This window comes from Pseudomonas khorasanensis (genome assembly GCF_014268505.2).
In the GTDB taxonomy this organism is placed as follows: Bacteria; Pseudomonadota; Gammaproteobacteria; order Pseudomonadales; family Pseudomonadaceae; genus Aquipseudomonas; species Aquipseudomonas khorasanensis.
The window spans coordinates 148,125-163,364 of the sequence record NZ_JABWQP020000001.1 but is presented as its reverse complement, the minus strand read 5'-3'; the positions used below and the strand labels follow the sequence as shown (position 1 = coordinate 163,364).

The following is a 15,240-nucleotide window of genomic DNA, read 5'->3' as shown; positions in this document are numbered from 1 at the left end:
GGGAGAATGCATTCCGATTGTGGGAGCGAGCCTGCTCGCGAAGAGGCCGGCACAGACAACCACTATCTGTCGCCATGATTACGCTGAAAGACCTCCTCCCCCATCGCCGCAATCTGCCCTTCGATCAACGCTTCGAACGGTTTGAGCAGCGGCTCAAACGAGGCCGGCGCTTCAAGTGTCTGCAGCGCTTGCACAATCGCCTCGACCGTCGACAACGCTCCCGGCCCCGGTGCCTTGCGCAAGCGGTAGCGCGACACGCCCCCCTCGGCCAATGTCACCCGTGGCAACGCCGCCAGCAGCGGATTGAGGTGCAACATCTTGCGCGCCTTGCGCCAGGTGCCATCGGGAACCACCAACAACAGCGGCTCATCGGACTTGCCGTAAACCTGCAGCGGTTGCGCATCGTCAGCCGGGAACAGCAACCGCGCCCGATACCCGGGCCGGTTCAAAAGCGCCGGCAGATCTTCAAATACTTCACCGATAATCAGCTCGGCATTGGTCAACCCCAGGGCCGCCAACCGCGCCGTGTTGAGCGCGTGATTGACCTCGCTCGGATGCTGCAGCACCAATATCCGGGTGCGACTGTCGAGGCTCGGGATCAGCGCGCACAGGCAATGGGTCTGGGGGCGCAGGCAGCGCGGGCATTGGGGTCTGGACATGGTTTCAGGCCTGATTGAGCTGGGCTTTAAGCAAATCGCGGAAGGTCTGGATCAGCGGCTCGCGGCTGCGGCCCCGGCGCATGATCATCGAGAACGGCGCCTGATAGCCAAAGGTCGCCGGCAGCAAGACGCGCAGATCGCCCTTGTCCACCCAGGCCTGAGCGTAGTGCTCCGGCAAGTAGCCAATGTAGGCCCCGGAGAGCACCAGAATCAGCTGCGCTTCCATACTTTCCACCGTGGCGGCGCTGTGCTTGAAACCGTGACGGGCCAGTTCCGCCTGGCTCCAGTAGCCGCGTCCGACCATGCGTTGCTGGGTGATGACCTGCTCGGGAATGCGCCGCTCGTTGAACAATGGATGGCGACTGCTGCAATACAACCAATGCTGCTCGCGGTACAGCGGCATGTAGACCAGACCGCTCATGCGCGTGGAAAACGCGCCGATGGCCAGGTCGAGGCGGTTGTCCTGTACGCCCAGCTGCAATTCGTAAGGGCTCATCACCGACAGGTGCAAATGCACGGCCGGGTGTTCCTGGCTGTACGCACCGATGGCTTCGGCGAACGGCAAGGCCTTGTCGCTGACCGTGGAGTCGATCACACCAAGATTGAGCGTGCCGCGCAGTTCGCCTTTGAGCGCAGCGGCGTACTGTTCGAACCCTTCGAGTTCGGCAAGCAGACGCAAGGTTTCCTGATGGAACAACTCGCCCTTGCTGGTCAGGCTGAACCCGCCGCGCCCGCGATGACACAGCACCAGGCCGAGCGCGGCTTCGAGCTGGCTCATGTAGGTGCTGATCGCCGAGGTCGACAGGTTGAGTTCCTGCTGCGCATTGGCAAAACCCTGATGACGCACGACGCTGACGAAGATGCGCAAGAGTTTCAGGTCGGGTAAAGCGTTGGCCATTTCTGCTCCAAGGATCGTTCCCACGCTCTGCGTGGGAATGCAGCCCGTGACGCTCTGCGTCACCTGCGAGTACGGCTGGACGCGGAGCGTCCGTGGATGCATTCCCACGCGGAGCGTGGGAACGAGCGCGAGGAGTTTATCCGGCGCCTCGTCATTAGTTTAGAAAAATCTGAACTAAGTTTTTGCCCGTAGCGATTCTTCCGCTGCACTACATTTCGCATCATCGACCCCACAGCGGCGCCCGACCCGTGCTCCACGGCGCGCCGACATAAATAAAACAAGACGATGAGGCCTTACCCGTGGACAAGATTCTTCACCAACCACTGGGCGGCAACGAAATGCCGCGCTTCGGCGGCATCGCCACCATGCTCCGACTTCCCCATGTACCGACCGCTGCCGGCCTGGATGCTGCCTTCGTTGGCGTGCCGCTCGACATCGGCACTTCGCTGCGCCCCGGCACCCGCTTCGGGCCGCGCGACATCCGCACCGAATCAGTGATGATCCGCCCCTACAACATGGCCACCGGCGCCGCGCCGTTCGACTCGCTGTCGGTAGCCGACATCGGTGACGTGGCGATCAACACGTTCAACCTGCTCGACGCCGTGCGCATCATCGAAGAAGCCTACGACAACATCCTCGAGCACAACGTCATCCCGATGACTTTGGGTGGCGACCACACCATCACCCTGCCGATCCTGCGGGCGATTCACAAAAAGCACGGCAAGGTCGGCCTGGTGCACATCGACGCGCACGCTGACGTCAACGACCATATGTTCGGCGAGAAAATCGCCCACGGCACCACGTTCCGCCGCGCCGTCGAAGAAGGCCTGCTCGATTGCGACCGTGTGGTGCAGATTGGTTTGCGTGCTCAGGGTTACACCGCCGACGACTTCAACTGGAGCCGCGATCAGGGCTTTCGCGTGGTGCAGGCCGAAGAGTGCTGGCATAAATCGCTGGCACCGCTGATGGCCGAAGTGCGCGAGAAGGTCGGCGGCGGCCCGGTGTACCTGAGTTTCGACATCGACGGCATCGACCCGGCCTGGGCGCCCGGCACCGGCACCCCGGAAATCGGCGGCCTGACAACCATTCAGGCGATCGAGATCGTGCGCGGATGCCAGGGCCTCGACCTGATCGGTTGCGATCTGGTAGAAGTCTCGCCCGCTTACGACACCACCGGCAACACCTCGCTGCTGGCCGCCAACCTGCTGTACGAAATGCTCTGCGTATTGCCTGGCGTGGTCCATCGCTGAGGGCCGGTCATGAACGCACGGGATCAGGTTTTGCACGCGGCCGCCGAACTGGTGGCTGCATTTGCACGTAACGATCGCGAAGCTTACTTCGGTGCGTTCAGCGCCGATGCCAGCTTCGTCTTCTACACCCTCGACCAGCCGCTGCTGTCGCGTGATGCCTATCAGGCGTTGTGGGACAGCTGGCGCGCCGAGGATGGCTTCGAGGTGCTGTCGTGCACTTCAAGCAACGCTTTCGTCAGCCTGCAGGGTGACATGGCGATTTTCATCCATGACGTGGCCACGGAGCTGCGCATGCAAGGGGAGCAACATTTCAGCCAGGAGCGCGAGACGATTGTTTTCAGGAAACAAGCGTCGAGCCTAGAACAACAAGGCCTATGGCTGGCCTGTCACGAACATTTGTCCGCAATGCCGGAAGGGCTGCCACCCCCTTAGCCAATGGTGACGCTCACGCACGATGAGCGCGCCTGATGATCGGAGCAGATCATGAATAACAACAACAACGAAAAAAGCCTTAGCAGCATAGAAACAAACGGGGTCGAACAGATCCCGGACCATGAGCGCGATGCCCGACCCGGCGACTTGTTTCGCTTGATCTTCGGCGGCGCCAATACCTTCGCCACCGCTGTGCTTGGCAGTTTCCCGGTGTTGTTCGGCCTGTCGTTTCAGGCCGGCGTCTGGGCAATTGTGCTGGGCGTGGTGGTCGGTGCGCTGATTCTGGCGCCGATGGGCCTGTTCGGCCCGCTCAACGGTACCAACAACGCCGTGTCTTCCGGTGCGCACTTTGGCGTGCACGGGCGGATTGTCGGCTCCTTCCTGTCGTTGTTGACCGCGATCGCGTTCTTCTCGCTCTCAGTCTGGAGCTCGGGTGACGCGCTGGTCGGCGGCGCCAAACGCCTGATTGACCTGCCGGAAACCGACCTGACCCTGGGCCTCGCCTACGGTTTGTTCGCGCTGCTGGTACTGACCGTGTGCATCTACGGCTTCCGCATCATGCTATGGGTCAACCGCATTGCCGTGTGGGCCGCGAGCCTGTTGTTCCTGCTCGGCATCTTCGCCTTCGCGCCCGCTTTCGACAGCCAGTATGCCGGCAGCGTGGCACTCGGTCAGGCCGGGTTCTGGGCGGCGTTCATCGGCGCGGCGCTGGTGGCGATGAGCAATCCGATTTCCTTCGGCGCGTTCCTCGGTGACTGGTCACGTTACATCCCGCGTGAGACGCCAAAGGGCCAAATCATGCTGGCGGTGATCGCTGCACAACTGGCGACGCTGATTCCGTTCCTGTTCGGCCTGGCCACCGCCACCATCGTCGCGATCAAGGCGCCGGACTACATCGCGGCAAATAATTACGTGGGCGGTTTGCTGGCGGTGTCGCCGAGCTGGTTCTTTCTGCCGGTGTGCCTGATTGCGGTGATCGGCGGCATGTCGACCGGCACCACTTCGCTCTATGGCACCGGGCTGGACATGTCCAGCGTGTTTCCGCGCGTGCTGTCGCGGGTCAAGGCGACGTTGCTGATCGGCGTGATGTCGATCGCCTTCATCTTTATCGGGCGCTTCGCCGCCAACCTGGTGCAAAGCGTGTCGACCTTCGCCGTGCTGATCATCACCTGCACCACCCCGTGGATGGTGATCATGATCATCGGCCTGGTCGTGCGTCGAGGGTTCTACTGCCCGGATGACCTGCAAGTGTTTACCCGCGGCGAACAAGGCGGACGCTACTGGTTCAACCATGGCTGGAACTGGCGTGGCCTCGGCGCGTGGATCCCGAGTGCGCTGGTCGGCCTGTGCTTCGTCAACCTGCCGGGGCAGTTCGTCGGCCCGCTCGGTGAGCTGGCCGGTGGCATCGACGTCAGTCTGCCGGTGACCCTGGGCCTGGCGTCGGTGATTTACCTGACGTTGCTGCGCTTGTTTCCGGAACCGCGCGAAGTGTTCGGCCCGAAGGATGCCCGCAGCCAAGCCGGGGAGTCGTCGGCTAAAGCGCAAGTCGCCTGAGTAAACGCCTATCCCCTGTGGGAGCGAGCCTGCTCGCGAAAGCAATCTGTCAGTCACTTCTTTGTTGAATGTGCTGACGCCTTCGCGAGCAGGCTCGCTCCCACAGTGAGATTCGAATTCAGCCTCACCATAAAAAAGACAATCGGAGACACGCCATCATGGCTTTGGATTTATTCGTCGTCCTCATCTACGCCGCCGGCATGCTCTTGCTCGGCTACTTCGGCATGCGCAAGGCCAAGACCAACGAGGATTTTCTCGTCGCCGGTCGTAACCTTGGCCCCAGCCTGTACATGGGCACCATGGCCGCAACCGTGCTCGGCGGTGCGTCCACCGTGGGCACCGTGCGGCTGGGTTACGTGCATGGTATTTCCGGTTTCTGGCTCTGCGCGGCACTGGGTTGCGGCATCGTTGCGCTGAACCTGTTCCTGGCCAAGCCGCTGCTGAAACTGAAGATCTACACCGTTACCCAAGTCCTGGAAAAACGCTACAACCCGATGGCCCGCTCGGCGAGCGCAGCGATCATGCTGGCGTATGCGCTGATGATTGGCGTGACCTCGATCCTCGCGATCGGCACCGTGCTGCAAGTGCTGTTCGGCCTGCCGTTCTGGATCTCGGTGTTGCTTGGCGGTGGCGTGGTGGTGGTTTATTCGGCCATTGGCGGCATGTGGTCGCTGACCCTGACCGACATTGTCCAGTTCATCATCAAGACCGTGGGCCTGATGTTCATCCTGTTGCCGATCTGCCTGTACCGCGTCGGCGGCTGGGACGAACTGGTGCTTAAACTGCCAGCCACTGCGTTCAACTTCACCACGATCGGCTGGGACACGATCATCACCTACTTCATGATCTACTTCTTCGGCATCCTGATCGGCCAGGACATCTGGCAACGGGTGTTCACCGTCAAGAACGCCAAAGTCGCTCAATACGCCGGCAGCTTCGCCGGTCTCTATTGCATCCTTTATGGTCTGGCCTGTGCGCTGATCGGCATGGCCGCCCATGTGCTGATTCCGGACCTGGACAACGTTAACAACGCCTTCGCCGCCATCGTCAAACTGTCGCTGCCGGACGGTATCCGCGGTCTGGTGATCGCTGCGGCACTGGCGGCGATGATGTCCACGGCCAGCGCCGGTCTGCTCGCTGCAGCCACCACGCTGACCGAAGACTTGCTGCCGAAACTGCGTGGCGGCAAACAGTCGAGCCTGGGCGTGAACCGTCTGTTCACCCTGCTGACCGGTGTCGTTGTGCTGGGTATCGCGCTGGTGGTGAATGACGTGATCAGCGCCCTCACCCTCGCTTACAACCTGCTGGTGGGCGGCATGCTGATTCCGCTGATGGGTGCGATTTTCTGGAAACGCGCGACCACCGCCGGCGCCATCGCCAGCATGGGCCTGGGTTTCGCAACCGCCCTGGTGTTCATGTTCAAGGATGGCCTGGATGCGAATACGCCGATCTACTACAGCCTGGCGGTCGGTCTGGTGAGTTTCGTGGTAGTGAGCCTGCTGTCGCGTCGCCCGGCCCCAGTGGCGAGCGCGATCTGAGGTTGAGGTAACGACTTGATGTTTTCTTCAACGGGTGTGGCGTCGGTGGCCAACACCCGTTTTTTTCGCTTGGCGAAAAGCAAAAGATCGCAGCCTTCGGCAGCTCCCACACTTTGTAGAAACGGCCGACGGCTGCGATCTTGAAATCTCTGATCGCAGGTATTAACGGCGACGTGGCTGGCGTCGGCGCTGTTCGTCGTCCGTGCGAATCGGTACCGGTTGCAGAGGCGGTTCGATCAAACCGAGGGCAACTCCCAAATCGTGCAGCCAGTTCTGGATTTTCTCTTTCATCGTCATGCCCCCTTCAGGGTGGTGCTGAGCGGCCGGAATTCTGAGGTCGCTTCGCACTGATAATAGTCCGAAGTCCTACGCAATGCTCGGCCAAATCCGCAATGATCTGTTACTGAATTGAACAGAATCTGTTGCGTTTGGTTCACGCTGTTTCACGCTCCTGGGCCAAAGCCACGGGATAGACCGCTTGCTGCACGTCGATCCAGGCATTCAGGTTTGCGCCCGCCATGCCCTTGCGCCACATGAGCCATGTTGTCGCACCCGCGAACGGCTCGGCCAAAGGATGCACCGCGACATTTTCGCGGCCCGGCAGGCTGGCGAGCATCGACTCGGCCATCAACGCCACGCCGCTGCCGGCAACCACGCAAGCAAGCATGCCCTGATACGACTCGATCTCCATCGGCCGTCCCATGGCCGCATGGTAGTGGGCGAACCAGGCTTCCAGACGCATTCGGTAGGAACAGCCCCGGCGGAAAGTGAACACGGAACGCCCTTCCACATCCCGCGCGCTGCGTACCGGCGGGTGGTCGACTTCGGTGATCAGCACCAAACGCTCCTCGCACAGCGGCACGCCATCGAGACCGGCCAATTCCAGCGGCCCGTCTACCAGCGCCGCGTCGAGCCGCCCGGTGAGCAACCCTTCCAGCAGCTCACCGGTCGGCGCCGATTGAACCTGCAGGTTCACCATCGGGTATCGCTTGTGATAACGCGCCAGCAACGCCGGCAGATGAATCGCCGCCGTGCTGTACATGGTGCCCAGCACGAAATCCCCGGCCGGCTGCCCACCCATCACCGCCGCGCTGGCCTGATCGCGCAGGGCAAACAGTTTGCCGGTGTAGTCCAGCAGGACTTTCCCCGCCGGCGACAACTGCAACCGCTGACGCTCGCGAACGAACAGTTCGACGCCCAGTTGCTCCTCAAGTTGTTTGAGCCGGGTCGACAGGTTCGACGGCACGCGGTGCAGGCGCTCGGCGGCGCGGGTGATCGAGCCTTCCTCGGCAACCGCCTGAAAAATCCGCAGCTGACTGAATTCCACGTTCTTTCTCCAGAACAGAACAAGTTCCTCACTATTATTCAATTTTAAAGAAAGTCAATCAGTCCTAGCCTGACGGTCATTGTCTTAGACGGAAAACCCGACCATGTCGCCGCTGATTCGCTTATCCGCCTGCTTCGTTGCCCTGATGATGGCGATGGGTATCGGCCGTTTCGCCCTGACCCCACAAATGCCACACCTGCTCAGCGAAGGTCAGATCGACCTGACCGCTGCCGGTCTGATTGCAGCGGCCAACTATCTCGGTTATCTGCTGGGCGCGGTGGATGCGATGTTTGCTCATCGGCCCCAGCAGGTGCAGCGACGTTTGCACGGCGGCTTATGGCTGTGCGTGGTGCTGACGCTCGCATCGTTTTGGGCCAATGGCTTCTGGTCGCATCTGGTGCTGCGTTTTGGCACCGGCGTGGCCAGCGCATGGGTGCTGGTGATGATCACTTCGCTGAGTCAGCCACTGGCGGCGGCAGCGGGCCGCCCGCGCTGGGGGGCTATGGTATTTGCCGGGCCGGGTTTGGGGATTTTTCTGACAGGCTTGCTGGCATTGGTCTCACATCAGTTGCAGCAGACCTCGGCAACGCTGTGGTTGATCTATGCGGCCGCCGCGTTGTTGATGATGCTCGGCGTCTGGCGGTTTTTGCCGCAACCCACGGCTGTAACGACGACGGCGACCACACACGCAACTCCATCGAGTCAAGGCATTGGACGGCTGGCGCTGATTTACGCGCTGTACGGAATCGGTTACATCATCCCTGCGACGTTTCTTTCGCAAATGGCCAATGCGCAATTTCACGGACAATGGCAGGCGGATCTGTTCTGGCCGTGCTTTGGCCTGAGCGCGGCGATCGGGGTGTGGCTGGTAAGTTTGCGCCGGCATGATCCCAAGACCACACGGCACTGGCTGACGGCGACGTTAGGGTTGCAAGCGGCCGGCGTGTTTGCCTGCCTGCCAGGCAGCGGCCTCGGCCTGGCGCTGGGTGTGATCCTGTGCGGCACCCCGTTTCTGGCCTTCATGCAACTGGTCATGCAGCGCTCGCGGGAGCTGGCACCGCACGCGACTCAGCGCAATGCGGGCCTGCTCACGGCGTGCTTCGCCGTCGGTCAGCTCAGCGGCCCGTTGCTGGCGGCGCTGAGCAGCCATTTCAGCGGTGGTCTGCAGCCGGCGCTGGTGATCGCCGGCGCAGGCCTGCTGATCGCCGGCGCACTGGCGATGCAATCGAGTGCTACTGGCCCAGCGCTTTGCGCAAACGCCGGCGCAGCCACTGCTCGGCGCTGACGAACGTAATACCGAGCAGCACGAGCACCGCGCCAATGACAAAGTTCAGGCTCAACTGTTCGTCGAGTAGCAGCACGCCGAACGTCACGCCGAACAGCGGAGTCATGAACGAGAACACCGCAAGGTTGGCCGCCAGATAACGTCGAAGTAACCAGAACCAAACCAGATAACTGAAGAACGACACCACCAGCCCCTGAAACAGTACACTGGCCACCGCCACAGTGGTCAAACTGACGTGAGTGATCTGGCCGCTGAACAGCGCGATCAGCAACAGGCCGACGAAACCGACCATCAGTTGATAAAACAGGGTCAGCGTCACCGGCGCTTCCGACAGCCGGGAGGCGCGCACCACCACGGTAGTCGCGCCCCAACAGGCGCCGGCCAGCACGCCAAAGGCATCGCCCAACAGCATGCGCCGGTCGAGGTTGTCCCACGACACACCGCCGGCGAAGGCCACCGCGATACCGATAAAGGCAAGCAGAATCCCCAGCCATTGCAACGGTCGCAGGCGCTCACTGGCCAGCAGGAAGTGCACACCGAGCGCGGTAAAAATTGGCGCCGTATAAAGAAACACCGACATGTGCGCAGCGGTGGTCAGTTGCAGCCCTTCTGCGATAAACAGGAATTCCAGACCGAACAGCGCACCGGCCAACAAGCCGCCACGCCAAGTGCTGCCTACCTGGTCCCAGCCGCCCTTCCAGCAGATCAGCAAACCGACCAGCAAGGCCGAAATCCCCGAGCGCCCGGCCGCCTGCATCACTGGCGCAATGTCCGTTGCCGCCCACTTGATCAGCACTTGCTGCACGCCCCAGATCAGGCACAGTCCGATCATCACTTGCAGGGCAAAACCGTCGGCGTTGCGCCGCTCGGCACTCACCGCGACACCTCGAACATACACAGCATGGCAGGCCATCCAATGGTCAAAAAACAGTGGTGGGGATTATCAATCAGCCGGACGGAAAAAGGCGTCTGGAAAAGACATTCAGTTGGTCAGTGGCGTCAGCGCTGAATGGCTGACGGTTGCGCCGTCGACCGCGAGCAGGCTCGCTCCCAAAGTATCCGAGTCAATCATCGATCCCCTGTGGGAGCGAGCCTGCTCGCGAAGAGGCCGGCATTGCCAACACCGATTTTCCGATCAGCTCATGCAAGCCGCTTCGCCAGCAAAAAGCCCACCGTACAGGCGATCGCCGTCGCCAGCGTGCCCCACGCCCAGTCCATCAAGGTCACCTGCACCGACCAGCCGCGCAGCGTTGCCATATTCGTCAGGTCATAAGTGCCATACGCCACCAGCCCCAGCAGCGCTCCCATTTTCGCCGCCCGCTGCCAAGTCAACGCCGGCAATACCACAAATACCACGCAGCCAATAACGTACAGGCAATAAAAAACCGCTGCGGGGACCAGCAGCGGTTTTTCCAGCATCAGCGGACCGAGGAGTTCGCGATAGGTCGGCGCCATCAGCAGCCCGAGCCAGATGCCGTCGAGCAGCAGAAACGTCAGCAGCGTAGCGACGTAAGCGATCAACGCCTTTTTCATTGGCTCATCCCTCTAAATGCAGGCGCTGCCGAAGGCTGCTCCTGCATGGGCCTGCGGTGGCTCAGGTCAGTTCAATGCGATCGGCGTGAATGACGATCTTGCCTTCCTTGTACAGCGAGCCGATGGCTTTCTTGAAGTTGCCCTTGCTCACGCCGAACAGGCTGCTGATCAACGCCGGGTCACTCTTGTCGCTGACCGCCAGCATGCCGTCATTTTCACGCAATTTGCCGAGGATTTTCGAACTCAGGCTGCTGGCTGCTTCCTGCCCCACCGGTTGCAGGCTCAGGCTGATCTTGCCGTCGGGGCGCACTTCCTTGATGAAACCTTTCTCGCGCATGCCTGAACGCATGAATTTGAAGATCTCATTCTTGTGGATCAAGCCCCAGTGCTTGTTGTTGATGATTGCCTTGAAACCCATCTCGGTAGCTTCGGCCACCAACAGGTCAACCTCCTCGCCCGGGCTGTAAGTCGCCGGAGTCTTGTCCAGATAGCGGTCAAGACGCGCAGTGGCGGTGATGCGACGGGTGTGTTTGTCGAGGTAGACATGCACCACGCAGTATTCGCCTGCGGTCATCTGCCGCTTTTCTTCCGAATACGGCAGCAACAGATCTTTCGGCAGCCCCCAGTCGAGGAACACACCGATGCTGTTAACTTCAACCACCTTCAGGCTGGCAAATTCGCCGACCTGAACTTTAGGTTTTTCAGTGGTCGCGAGAAGTTTGTCTTCGCTGTCCAAATAGATAAATACGTTGAGCCAGTCTTCATCTTCGCTGGGAATATCTTTAGGGATATAACGGTTGGGCAAAAGAATTTCGCCATCGGCACCGCCGTCCAGATATAAACCGAAGTTAGTGTGTTTAACCACTTGCAAACTGTTGTAACGCCCGACTAAAGCCATTTTCCGAAACCCTCAATACGTGGGCGGTATTCTACCCGCTTTTGTCGAAACCGTCGGGAGGCAGATCCTCGCACCGAGAAATCTGCTTCAACGCCTTGTTTTTTCTCGTTTGCGTTCCGGCAGGACGCCGCTCGTCAGTCCGGCCAAGCCGTCGTCGTCAGCGTTCAAACGTGTTAATCGGAATAAAGGTTCTCATTTAAAACAGCGACTTAGCAGCCCATTACGCACACCGAAACGATAATAATCCAGCGTCGTGGTTGGTTATTCCGGGGGATATTTACCGAGCTATTGTCAAGTTATTCCTGTACGATGCCTGGCCGAGTTACTTTTCTATAGGTTAATGGCCGCCATGCGTGTAAAAGCATCCACCAGCAAAGCAAAGCCAGCTCCAGCCGTTGAAACCAGCGAATCGATCAACAATCAGATCGCAGCGTTCCTCAAGTCCGGCGGCGAGATCCAGCAAATTGCCAAAGGCGTCAGCGGCCAGACGTTCGGCCCGTCCAAGCAGATCAGCCTGGGCAAGAAGTAACACCGGTTTTACCCCGTCCAGAGGCGCTTTGAGCTTCGAAGCGCCTGGACTGGCACCGCGTAATCCCCCTCCGCTTTAAACAAAAAATACCCGAAAATCGACGAACGGCCATCAATGCCGATGATTCGCCGGTATCCTTGCACGCGTCTAGATCAAGCGTTTCAGCAGGCCACCTACCTGCGCTCGCGGTTCATGGAGTGACGCATGCGCCCATCTTCCTGTTTTTTACTTGTCAGCCTGTTGTCAGGCGCGACCGCGCACGCGCAGGTTTTCCAGGGCGAACTGGGTGATTTCAATCTCAAACTCGGCACCACTCCCAGTCGCAGCATGGCTCAGGGTCTGGTCAAACCGGCGGCGGTCGGGTCATTCCATGGCGGCCTCGACCTGAGCCACGACAGCGGCGTGTATTTCGGCCAGTACGCCCCAAGTATGGGGATCACGCCGGGCAAGAACCTCGAAATCGATTCCTACGTCGGTTACAAACAGCCTTTCGATCAAGTCCTTGGCTATGAAGTCGGGATGATTCACTACAGCTATCCCCACGTGGAAACCCTCGACAGCCAGGAGCTGTTCGGCGGCCTGACCCTGCTCGGCAGTCGCTTTGGCATCGCACTGAGCAACGACCCGGATAAACAGAACAACACTTTGTTTGCCGACCTGAGTGGTAATCAACCGTTCGGTATCGGCGTCAGCATGAAATACACCACCCACCAATTGAACGCGCCGGTCGCGGTGGACGGTGGCTATATCAGCAGCTTCACCGATTGGTCGGTGAAACTTTCGCGTCCGTTCATGGGTGTTGATCTCGATTTGATCTACAGCAACTCCAGCCTCAGCGGCAGCGATTGCTCAGCCTATTCCGGGCACAACAGCGAGTGCGACGGCCTCGTCACCCTCAAGGCTGTACGCACGTTCTATTGATCGGCTGAACTGCCGCGCGCATCCTGCATCACATAAGAATCAGAATTCCGAAGCCAGGCTCTCGCAAGGATTTGCCCATGTCTCGCTGGTTCAAGCACATTGCCGCCCTGTTGATCTTTACCCTCGCCCTCGGCGCCTGCAGCCGCGTCGGCCTGGCGTACCGCAACCTCGATGTCATCATTCCGTGGACGCTCGGTGATTACCTGGATATCAAGGGCGAACAAAAAGACTGGTTCAACGAAAGGCTCCAGGAGCATCTGAGTTGGCACTGCACCACGCAATTGCCGGGTTATCTGGACTGGCTGGATCGTTTGGAAACCATGGTCCAGACCAATCAGGTGACCGACGCTGCACTGCAGGCGCGCACCGCAGAAGCGAAACAGGCAATAGCCGAAACTGCCCGTGAGATCACTCCTTCTGCGGTGCAGTTGCTGCAAGGGCTGGACGATAAACAGGTCGCCGAGATGAATGAAGCGTTCGCCAAGGATTTGCGCAAACGCCAGCGCGAATACCTCGAACCGCCTCTCGCGCAGCAGATCGCCGAACGCAGCGAACGCATGGAAAAACGCCTCGGCGACTGGCTCGGCCCCCTGAGTGCCACGCAAAAACAACGAGTGGTGGCATGGTCCAATGCCTTGGGCGATCAGAACACTCAGTGGATCGCCAACCGTGCGCACTGGCAGCAACAGTTCAGCGCGGCTGTTGCGCAGCGCACGAGCCCGCAATTCCCACAAAGAATCGAGACGCTTCTGGGCAATCGCGAACGTTTATGGACGGCGGACTACCAAAAAGCCTACGCCAGGACCGAGGCTGAGGCGCGCTCGCTGTTTGTGGATCTTATGGCTGAGAGTACGCCTGAACAACGTCAGCGCCTGTTGAAGAAAATCGAAGGTGTGCGCAAGGATTTCAATGACCTGAAATGCCTGAAGGCCGCGCAAAAACCTTGAATACACCGATTACCCCTGTGCGAGCGAACCTGCTCGCGAATGCGCTGTGTCAGACAGTTCAAATGTCACTGACAGACCGTATTCGCGAGCAGGCTCGCTCCCACAGGGAATTTTCGTGGCTCAAGCGATTTGGGCTTTTGAGGCGACTTCATCAAACGTCAGTTCATCCAGCGCATCCTCCTGCTCATCCAGCACCTGACGCGGGTGATCATTGCCGGGAATGCTGCTGTCGATCAGGCTCAGCAATCTCGAGCCACGCGGCGTCAGCACGAAGTTCTCGCCATTACCGCCCTCCTCCTCCGGCCGAGGCTCGATGTAGCCGCGCTCCAGCAAGAGCTTTTCGTATCCACAGGCTTCTGTTTTCAGGTGATCCAGATTCCCTACGGATTCACCGACCGCCGCCTGGTCCGCAGCATGCTGCTCGGCATAAGGCCGTGGCGTGAAACTGTGGCCAGCGCCGTTCTGCACTTCGTGCAGCAAGCGTTCAATCAAATCCCAGTTGTAAGTTGTCATCCTGATCCAACCTCCGGTGCGCGTGATTAATGACGCGTTCACAGGTTGTGACCGAAGCGCTTCGCAGCCGTTCAGCTGCATTTCCTGAGCCGACCGACCGGCGGTCTGTCGATTTCCCGACCCGTCAAGCGACTAGTCTGAAACAGCCGACCAACCCGCAGGAGAATCGTCATGAACGTTGAGAACCATCCGGTGGTATCGCGCGAAGAATGGCTTGTTGCCCGCAAAGAGCATCTGCGCCACGAGAAAGCGTTCACCAGGGAGCGTGACCGACTCAGCGCCGAACGCCGTGGGCTGCCTTGGGTGAAAATCGACAAGGATTACCATTTTCAAGGCCCGAACGGCGAACTGAAGCTTAATGACCTGTTCGGTCGCCACAGCCAGTTGGTCATCTACCACTTCATGTTTGCCAAGGACTGGGAGCAAGGGTGCACCGGGTGCTCTTTCCTCAGTGACCACATCGATGGCGCCAACCAGCATCTGGCTCATCACGATGTCGCGGTGGTGGCGGTTTCCCACGCGCCGTTCAGCGAGTTCCAGGCGTTCAAACGGCGGATGGGCTGGAAGTTTGACTGGGTGTCGTCCGAGGGCTGCGACTTCAATTACGACTTCGGCGTATGCGCCCGGGCTGAAGCAGTTGCAGAGGGGAACGCCACCTACAACTACGAAAAGACCGACAGCGTCGAGGAGGAAATGCCGGGGCTGAGCGTGTTTTATCGCAACGATCAAGGCGAGATATTCCACACCTATTCAACGTATGCCCGAGGCTTGGACATACTGGTCGGCGCCTACAACTACCTTGATCTGACGCCCAAGGGCAGGAACGAAGACGAAATCATGGAATGGGTGCGGCATCATGATCGGTATGACGGCGCGACGAAGTCGGGTTGCTGTCATGGCGATTGAGCACACCGCCGTCCCACAGTTTCTGAACTTTTGGCAGACTAGGCCCCTCA

The 15,240-nt window shown here is 59.8% G+C and carries 17 protein-coding genes; 9 read left to right on the top strand and 8 right to left on the bottom strand.

Annotated elements, in window-relative coordinates; translation table 11 throughout:
- Positions 1 to 62: 62 nt before the first annotated feature.
- The gene (locus HU727_RS00845; protein ID WP_186532120.1) at positions 63 to 659 is read right to left on the bottom strand and encodes a tRNA-uridine aminocarboxypropyltransferase; all 597 of its coding nucleotides are present in this window, start codon (positions 657 to 659) and stop codon (positions 63 to 65) included.
- A gap of 4 nt (positions 660 to 663) precedes the next feature.
- On the bottom strand, positions 664 to 1,557 hold the full coding sequence (locus HU727_RS00840) for a LysR family transcriptional regulator (RefSeq protein ID WP_186532121.1): 894 nt from the start codon (positions 1,555 to 1,557) through the stop codon (positions 664 to 666).
- A 299-nt stretch (positions 1,558 to 1,856) separates the two neighbouring features.
- Between HU727_RS00840 and speB the strand changes: the two genes are divergently transcribed.
- The 4 genes from speB (at position 1,857) to HU727_RS00820 (ending at position 6,331) form a co-directional block, all read left to right on the top strand.
- Positions 1,857 to 2,807, top strand: a complete 951-nt coding sequence (gene speB, locus HU727_RS00835; protein ID WP_003222717.1) for an agmatinase — start codon at positions 1,857 to 1,859, stop codon at positions 2,805 to 2,807.
- A gap of 9 nt (positions 2,808 to 2,816) precedes the next feature.
- Positions 2,817 to 3,239, top strand: coding sequence for a YybH family protein (locus tag HU727_RS00830; protein WP_186532122.1), 423 nt, complete (start codon positions 2,817 to 2,819; stop codon positions 3,237 to 3,239).
- A 51-nt stretch (positions 3,240 to 3,290) separates the two neighbouring features.
- Positions 3,291 to 4,793 (top strand): purine-cytosine permease family protein, encoded by a 1,503-nt coding sequence (locus HU727_RS00825; RefSeq protein ID WP_186532123.1) that lies wholly within the window; start codon positions 3,291 to 3,293, stop codon positions 4,791 to 4,793.
- A gap of 158 nt (positions 4,794 to 4,951) precedes the next feature.
- Positions 4,952 to 6,331: a sodium:solute symporter family protein gene (locus tag HU727_RS00820; protein WP_186532124.1), complete on the top strand. Its 1,380-nt coding sequence runs from the start codon at positions 4,952 to 4,954 to the stop codon at positions 6,329 to 6,331.
- A 162-nt stretch (positions 6,332 to 6,493) separates the two neighbouring features.
- Here the strand turns inward: HU727_RS00820 and HU727_RS25830 are convergent, their stop codons facing one another.
- Entirely contained in the window at positions 6,494 to 6,622 is a 129-nt protein-coding gene (locus HU727_RS25830) for a PA1414 family protein (RefSeq protein WP_003184145.1), read from the bottom strand.
- 142 nt (positions 6,623 to 6,764) lie between these two features.
- Positions 6,765 to 7,658 (bottom strand): putrescine utilization regulator PtrR, encoded by an 894-nt coding sequence (gene ptrR, locus HU727_RS00815; protein WP_186532125.1) that lies wholly within the window; start codon positions 7,656 to 7,658, stop codon positions 6,765 to 6,767.
- A 103-nt stretch (positions 7,659 to 7,761) separates the two neighbouring features.
- Between ptrR and HU727_RS00810 the strand changes: the two genes are divergently transcribed.
- Entirely contained in the window at positions 7,762 to 8,943 is a 1,182-nt protein-coding gene (locus HU727_RS00810; protein WP_186532126.1) for an MFS transporter, read from the top strand.
- Here the strand turns inward: HU727_RS00810 and HU727_RS00805 are convergent.
- The 3 genes from HU727_RS00805 to HU727_RS00795 form a co-directional block, all read right to left on the bottom strand.
- Complete coding sequence (locus HU727_RS00805; protein ID WP_186532127.1) at positions 8,891 to 9,820, bottom strand: DMT family transporter; 930 nt, start codon at positions 9,818 to 9,820, stop codon at positions 8,891 to 8,893. The two genes, HU727_RS00810 and HU727_RS00805, sit on opposite strands and share 53 nt — an antisense overlap.
- A 263-nt stretch (positions 9,821 to 10,083) precedes the next feature.
- On the bottom strand, positions 10,084 to 10,476 hold the full coding sequence (locus HU727_RS00800; RefSeq protein ID WP_186532128.1) for a DUF2177 family protein: 393 nt from the start codon (positions 10,474 to 10,476) through the stop codon (positions 10,084 to 10,086).
- 61 nt (positions 10,477 to 10,537) lie between these two features.
- Positions 10,538 to 11,374 carry a CvfB family protein gene (locus HU727_RS00795; RefSeq protein ID WP_186532129.1) on the bottom strand — a complete coding sequence of 279 codons (837 nt, stop codon included), beginning with the start codon at positions 11,372 to 11,374 and terminating at the stop codon, positions 10,538 to 10,540.
- Between the two features lie 340 nt (positions 11,375 to 11,714).
- On the opposite strand from HU727_RS00795, the gene HU727_RS00790 reads away from it, so the two are divergent.
- From HU727_RS00790 to HU727_RS00780, 3 genes are all read left to right on the top strand, one after another.
- Entirely contained in the window at positions 11,715 to 11,903 is a 189-nt protein-coding gene (locus HU727_RS00790) for a PFL_1563 family small protein (RefSeq protein WP_186532130.1), read from the top strand.
- A gap of 204 nt (positions 11,904 to 12,107) precedes the next feature.
- On the top strand, positions 12,108 to 12,824 hold the full coding sequence (locus HU727_RS00785; RefSeq protein WP_186532131.1) for a TorF family putative porin: 717 nt from the start codon (positions 12,108 to 12,110) through the stop codon (positions 12,822 to 12,824).
- A 77-nt stretch (positions 12,825 to 12,901) separates the two neighbouring features.
- Positions 12,902 to 13,771: a DUF6279 family lipoprotein gene (locus HU727_RS00780; protein WP_186532132.1), complete on the top strand. Its 870-nt coding sequence runs from the start codon at positions 12,902 to 12,904 to the stop codon at positions 13,769 to 13,771.
- A 120-nt stretch (positions 13,772 to 13,891) separates the two neighbouring features.
- On the opposite strand, the gene HU727_RS00775 is transcribed toward HU727_RS00780, so the two are convergent.
- Positions 13,892 to 14,284 carry a transcriptional regulator gene (locus tag HU727_RS00775; RefSeq protein WP_186532133.1) on the bottom strand — a complete coding sequence of 131 codons (393 nt, stop codon included), beginning with the start codon at positions 14,282 to 14,284 and terminating at the stop codon, positions 13,892 to 13,894.
- Positions 14,285 to 14,455: 171 nt separating this feature from the next.
- Here HU727_RS00775 and HU727_RS00770 point away from each other — a divergent pair, with 171 nt between their 5' ends.
- Positions 14,456 to 15,190 carry a DUF899 domain-containing protein gene (locus HU727_RS00770; RefSeq protein WP_186532134.1) on the top strand — a complete coding sequence of 245 codons (735 nt, stop codon included), beginning with the start codon at positions 14,456 to 14,458 and terminating at the stop codon, positions 15,188 to 15,190.
- Positions 15,191 to 15,240 lie beyond the last annotated feature (50 nt).

Bases quoted from the DNA above. Each gene is read 5' to 3' on its own strand.
- HU727_RS00795 (WP_186532129.1), bottom strand. From the start codon at position 11,374: ATGGCTTTAGTCGGGCGTTACAACAGTTTGCAAGTGGTTAAACACACT.
- HU727_RS00800 (WP_186532128.1), bottom strand. From the start codon at position 10,476: ATGAAAAAGGCGTTGATCGCTTACGTCGCTACGCTGCTGACGTTTCTG.
- HU727_RS00790 (WP_186532130.1), top strand. From the start codon at position 11,715: ATGGCCGCCATGCGTGTAAAAGCATCCACCAGCAAAGCAAAGCCAGCT.
- HU727_RS00780 (WP_186532132.1), top strand. From the start codon at position 12,902: ATGTCTCGCTGGTTCAAGCACATTGCCGCCCTGTTGATCTTTACCCTC.
- HU727_RS00770 (WP_186532134.1), top strand. From the start codon at position 14,456: ATGAACGTTGAGAACCATCCGGTGGTATCGCGCGAAGAATGGCTTGTT.
- HU727_RS00840 (WP_186532121.1), bottom strand. From the start codon at position 1,557: ATGGCCAACGCTTTACCCGACCTGAAACTCTTGCGCATCTTCGTCAGC.
- HU727_RS00830 (WP_186532122.1), top strand. From the start codon at position 2,817: ATGAACGCACGGGATCAGGTTTTGCACGCGGCCGCCGAACTGGTGGCT.
- HU727_RS00845 (WP_186532120.1), bottom strand. From the start codon at position 659: ATGTCCAGACCCCAATGCCCGCGCTGCCTGCGCCCCCAGACCCATTGC.
- HU727_RS00810 (WP_186532126.1), top strand. From the start codon at position 7,762: ATGTCGCCGCTGATTCGCTTATCCGCCTGCTTCGTTGCCCTGATGATG.
- HU727_RS25830 (WP_003184145.1), bottom strand. From the start codon at position 6,622: ATGAAAGAGAAAATCCAGAACTGGCTGCACGATTTGGGAGTTGCCCTC.
- HU727_RS00820 (WP_186532124.1), top strand. From the start codon at position 4,952: ATGGCTTTGGATTTATTCGTCGTCCTCATCTACGCCGCCGGCATGCTC.
- HU727_RS00775 (WP_186532133.1), bottom strand. From the start codon at position 14,284: ATGACAACTTACAACTGGGATTTGATTGAACGCTTGCTGCACGAAGTG.
- HU727_RS00785 (WP_186532131.1), top strand. From the start codon at position 12,108: ATGCGCCCATCTTCCTGTTTTTTACTTGTCAGCCTGTTGTCAGGCGCG.
- HU727_RS00825 (WP_186532123.1), top strand. From the start codon at position 3,291: ATGAATAACAACAACAACGAAAAAAGCCTTAGCAGCATAGAAACAAAC.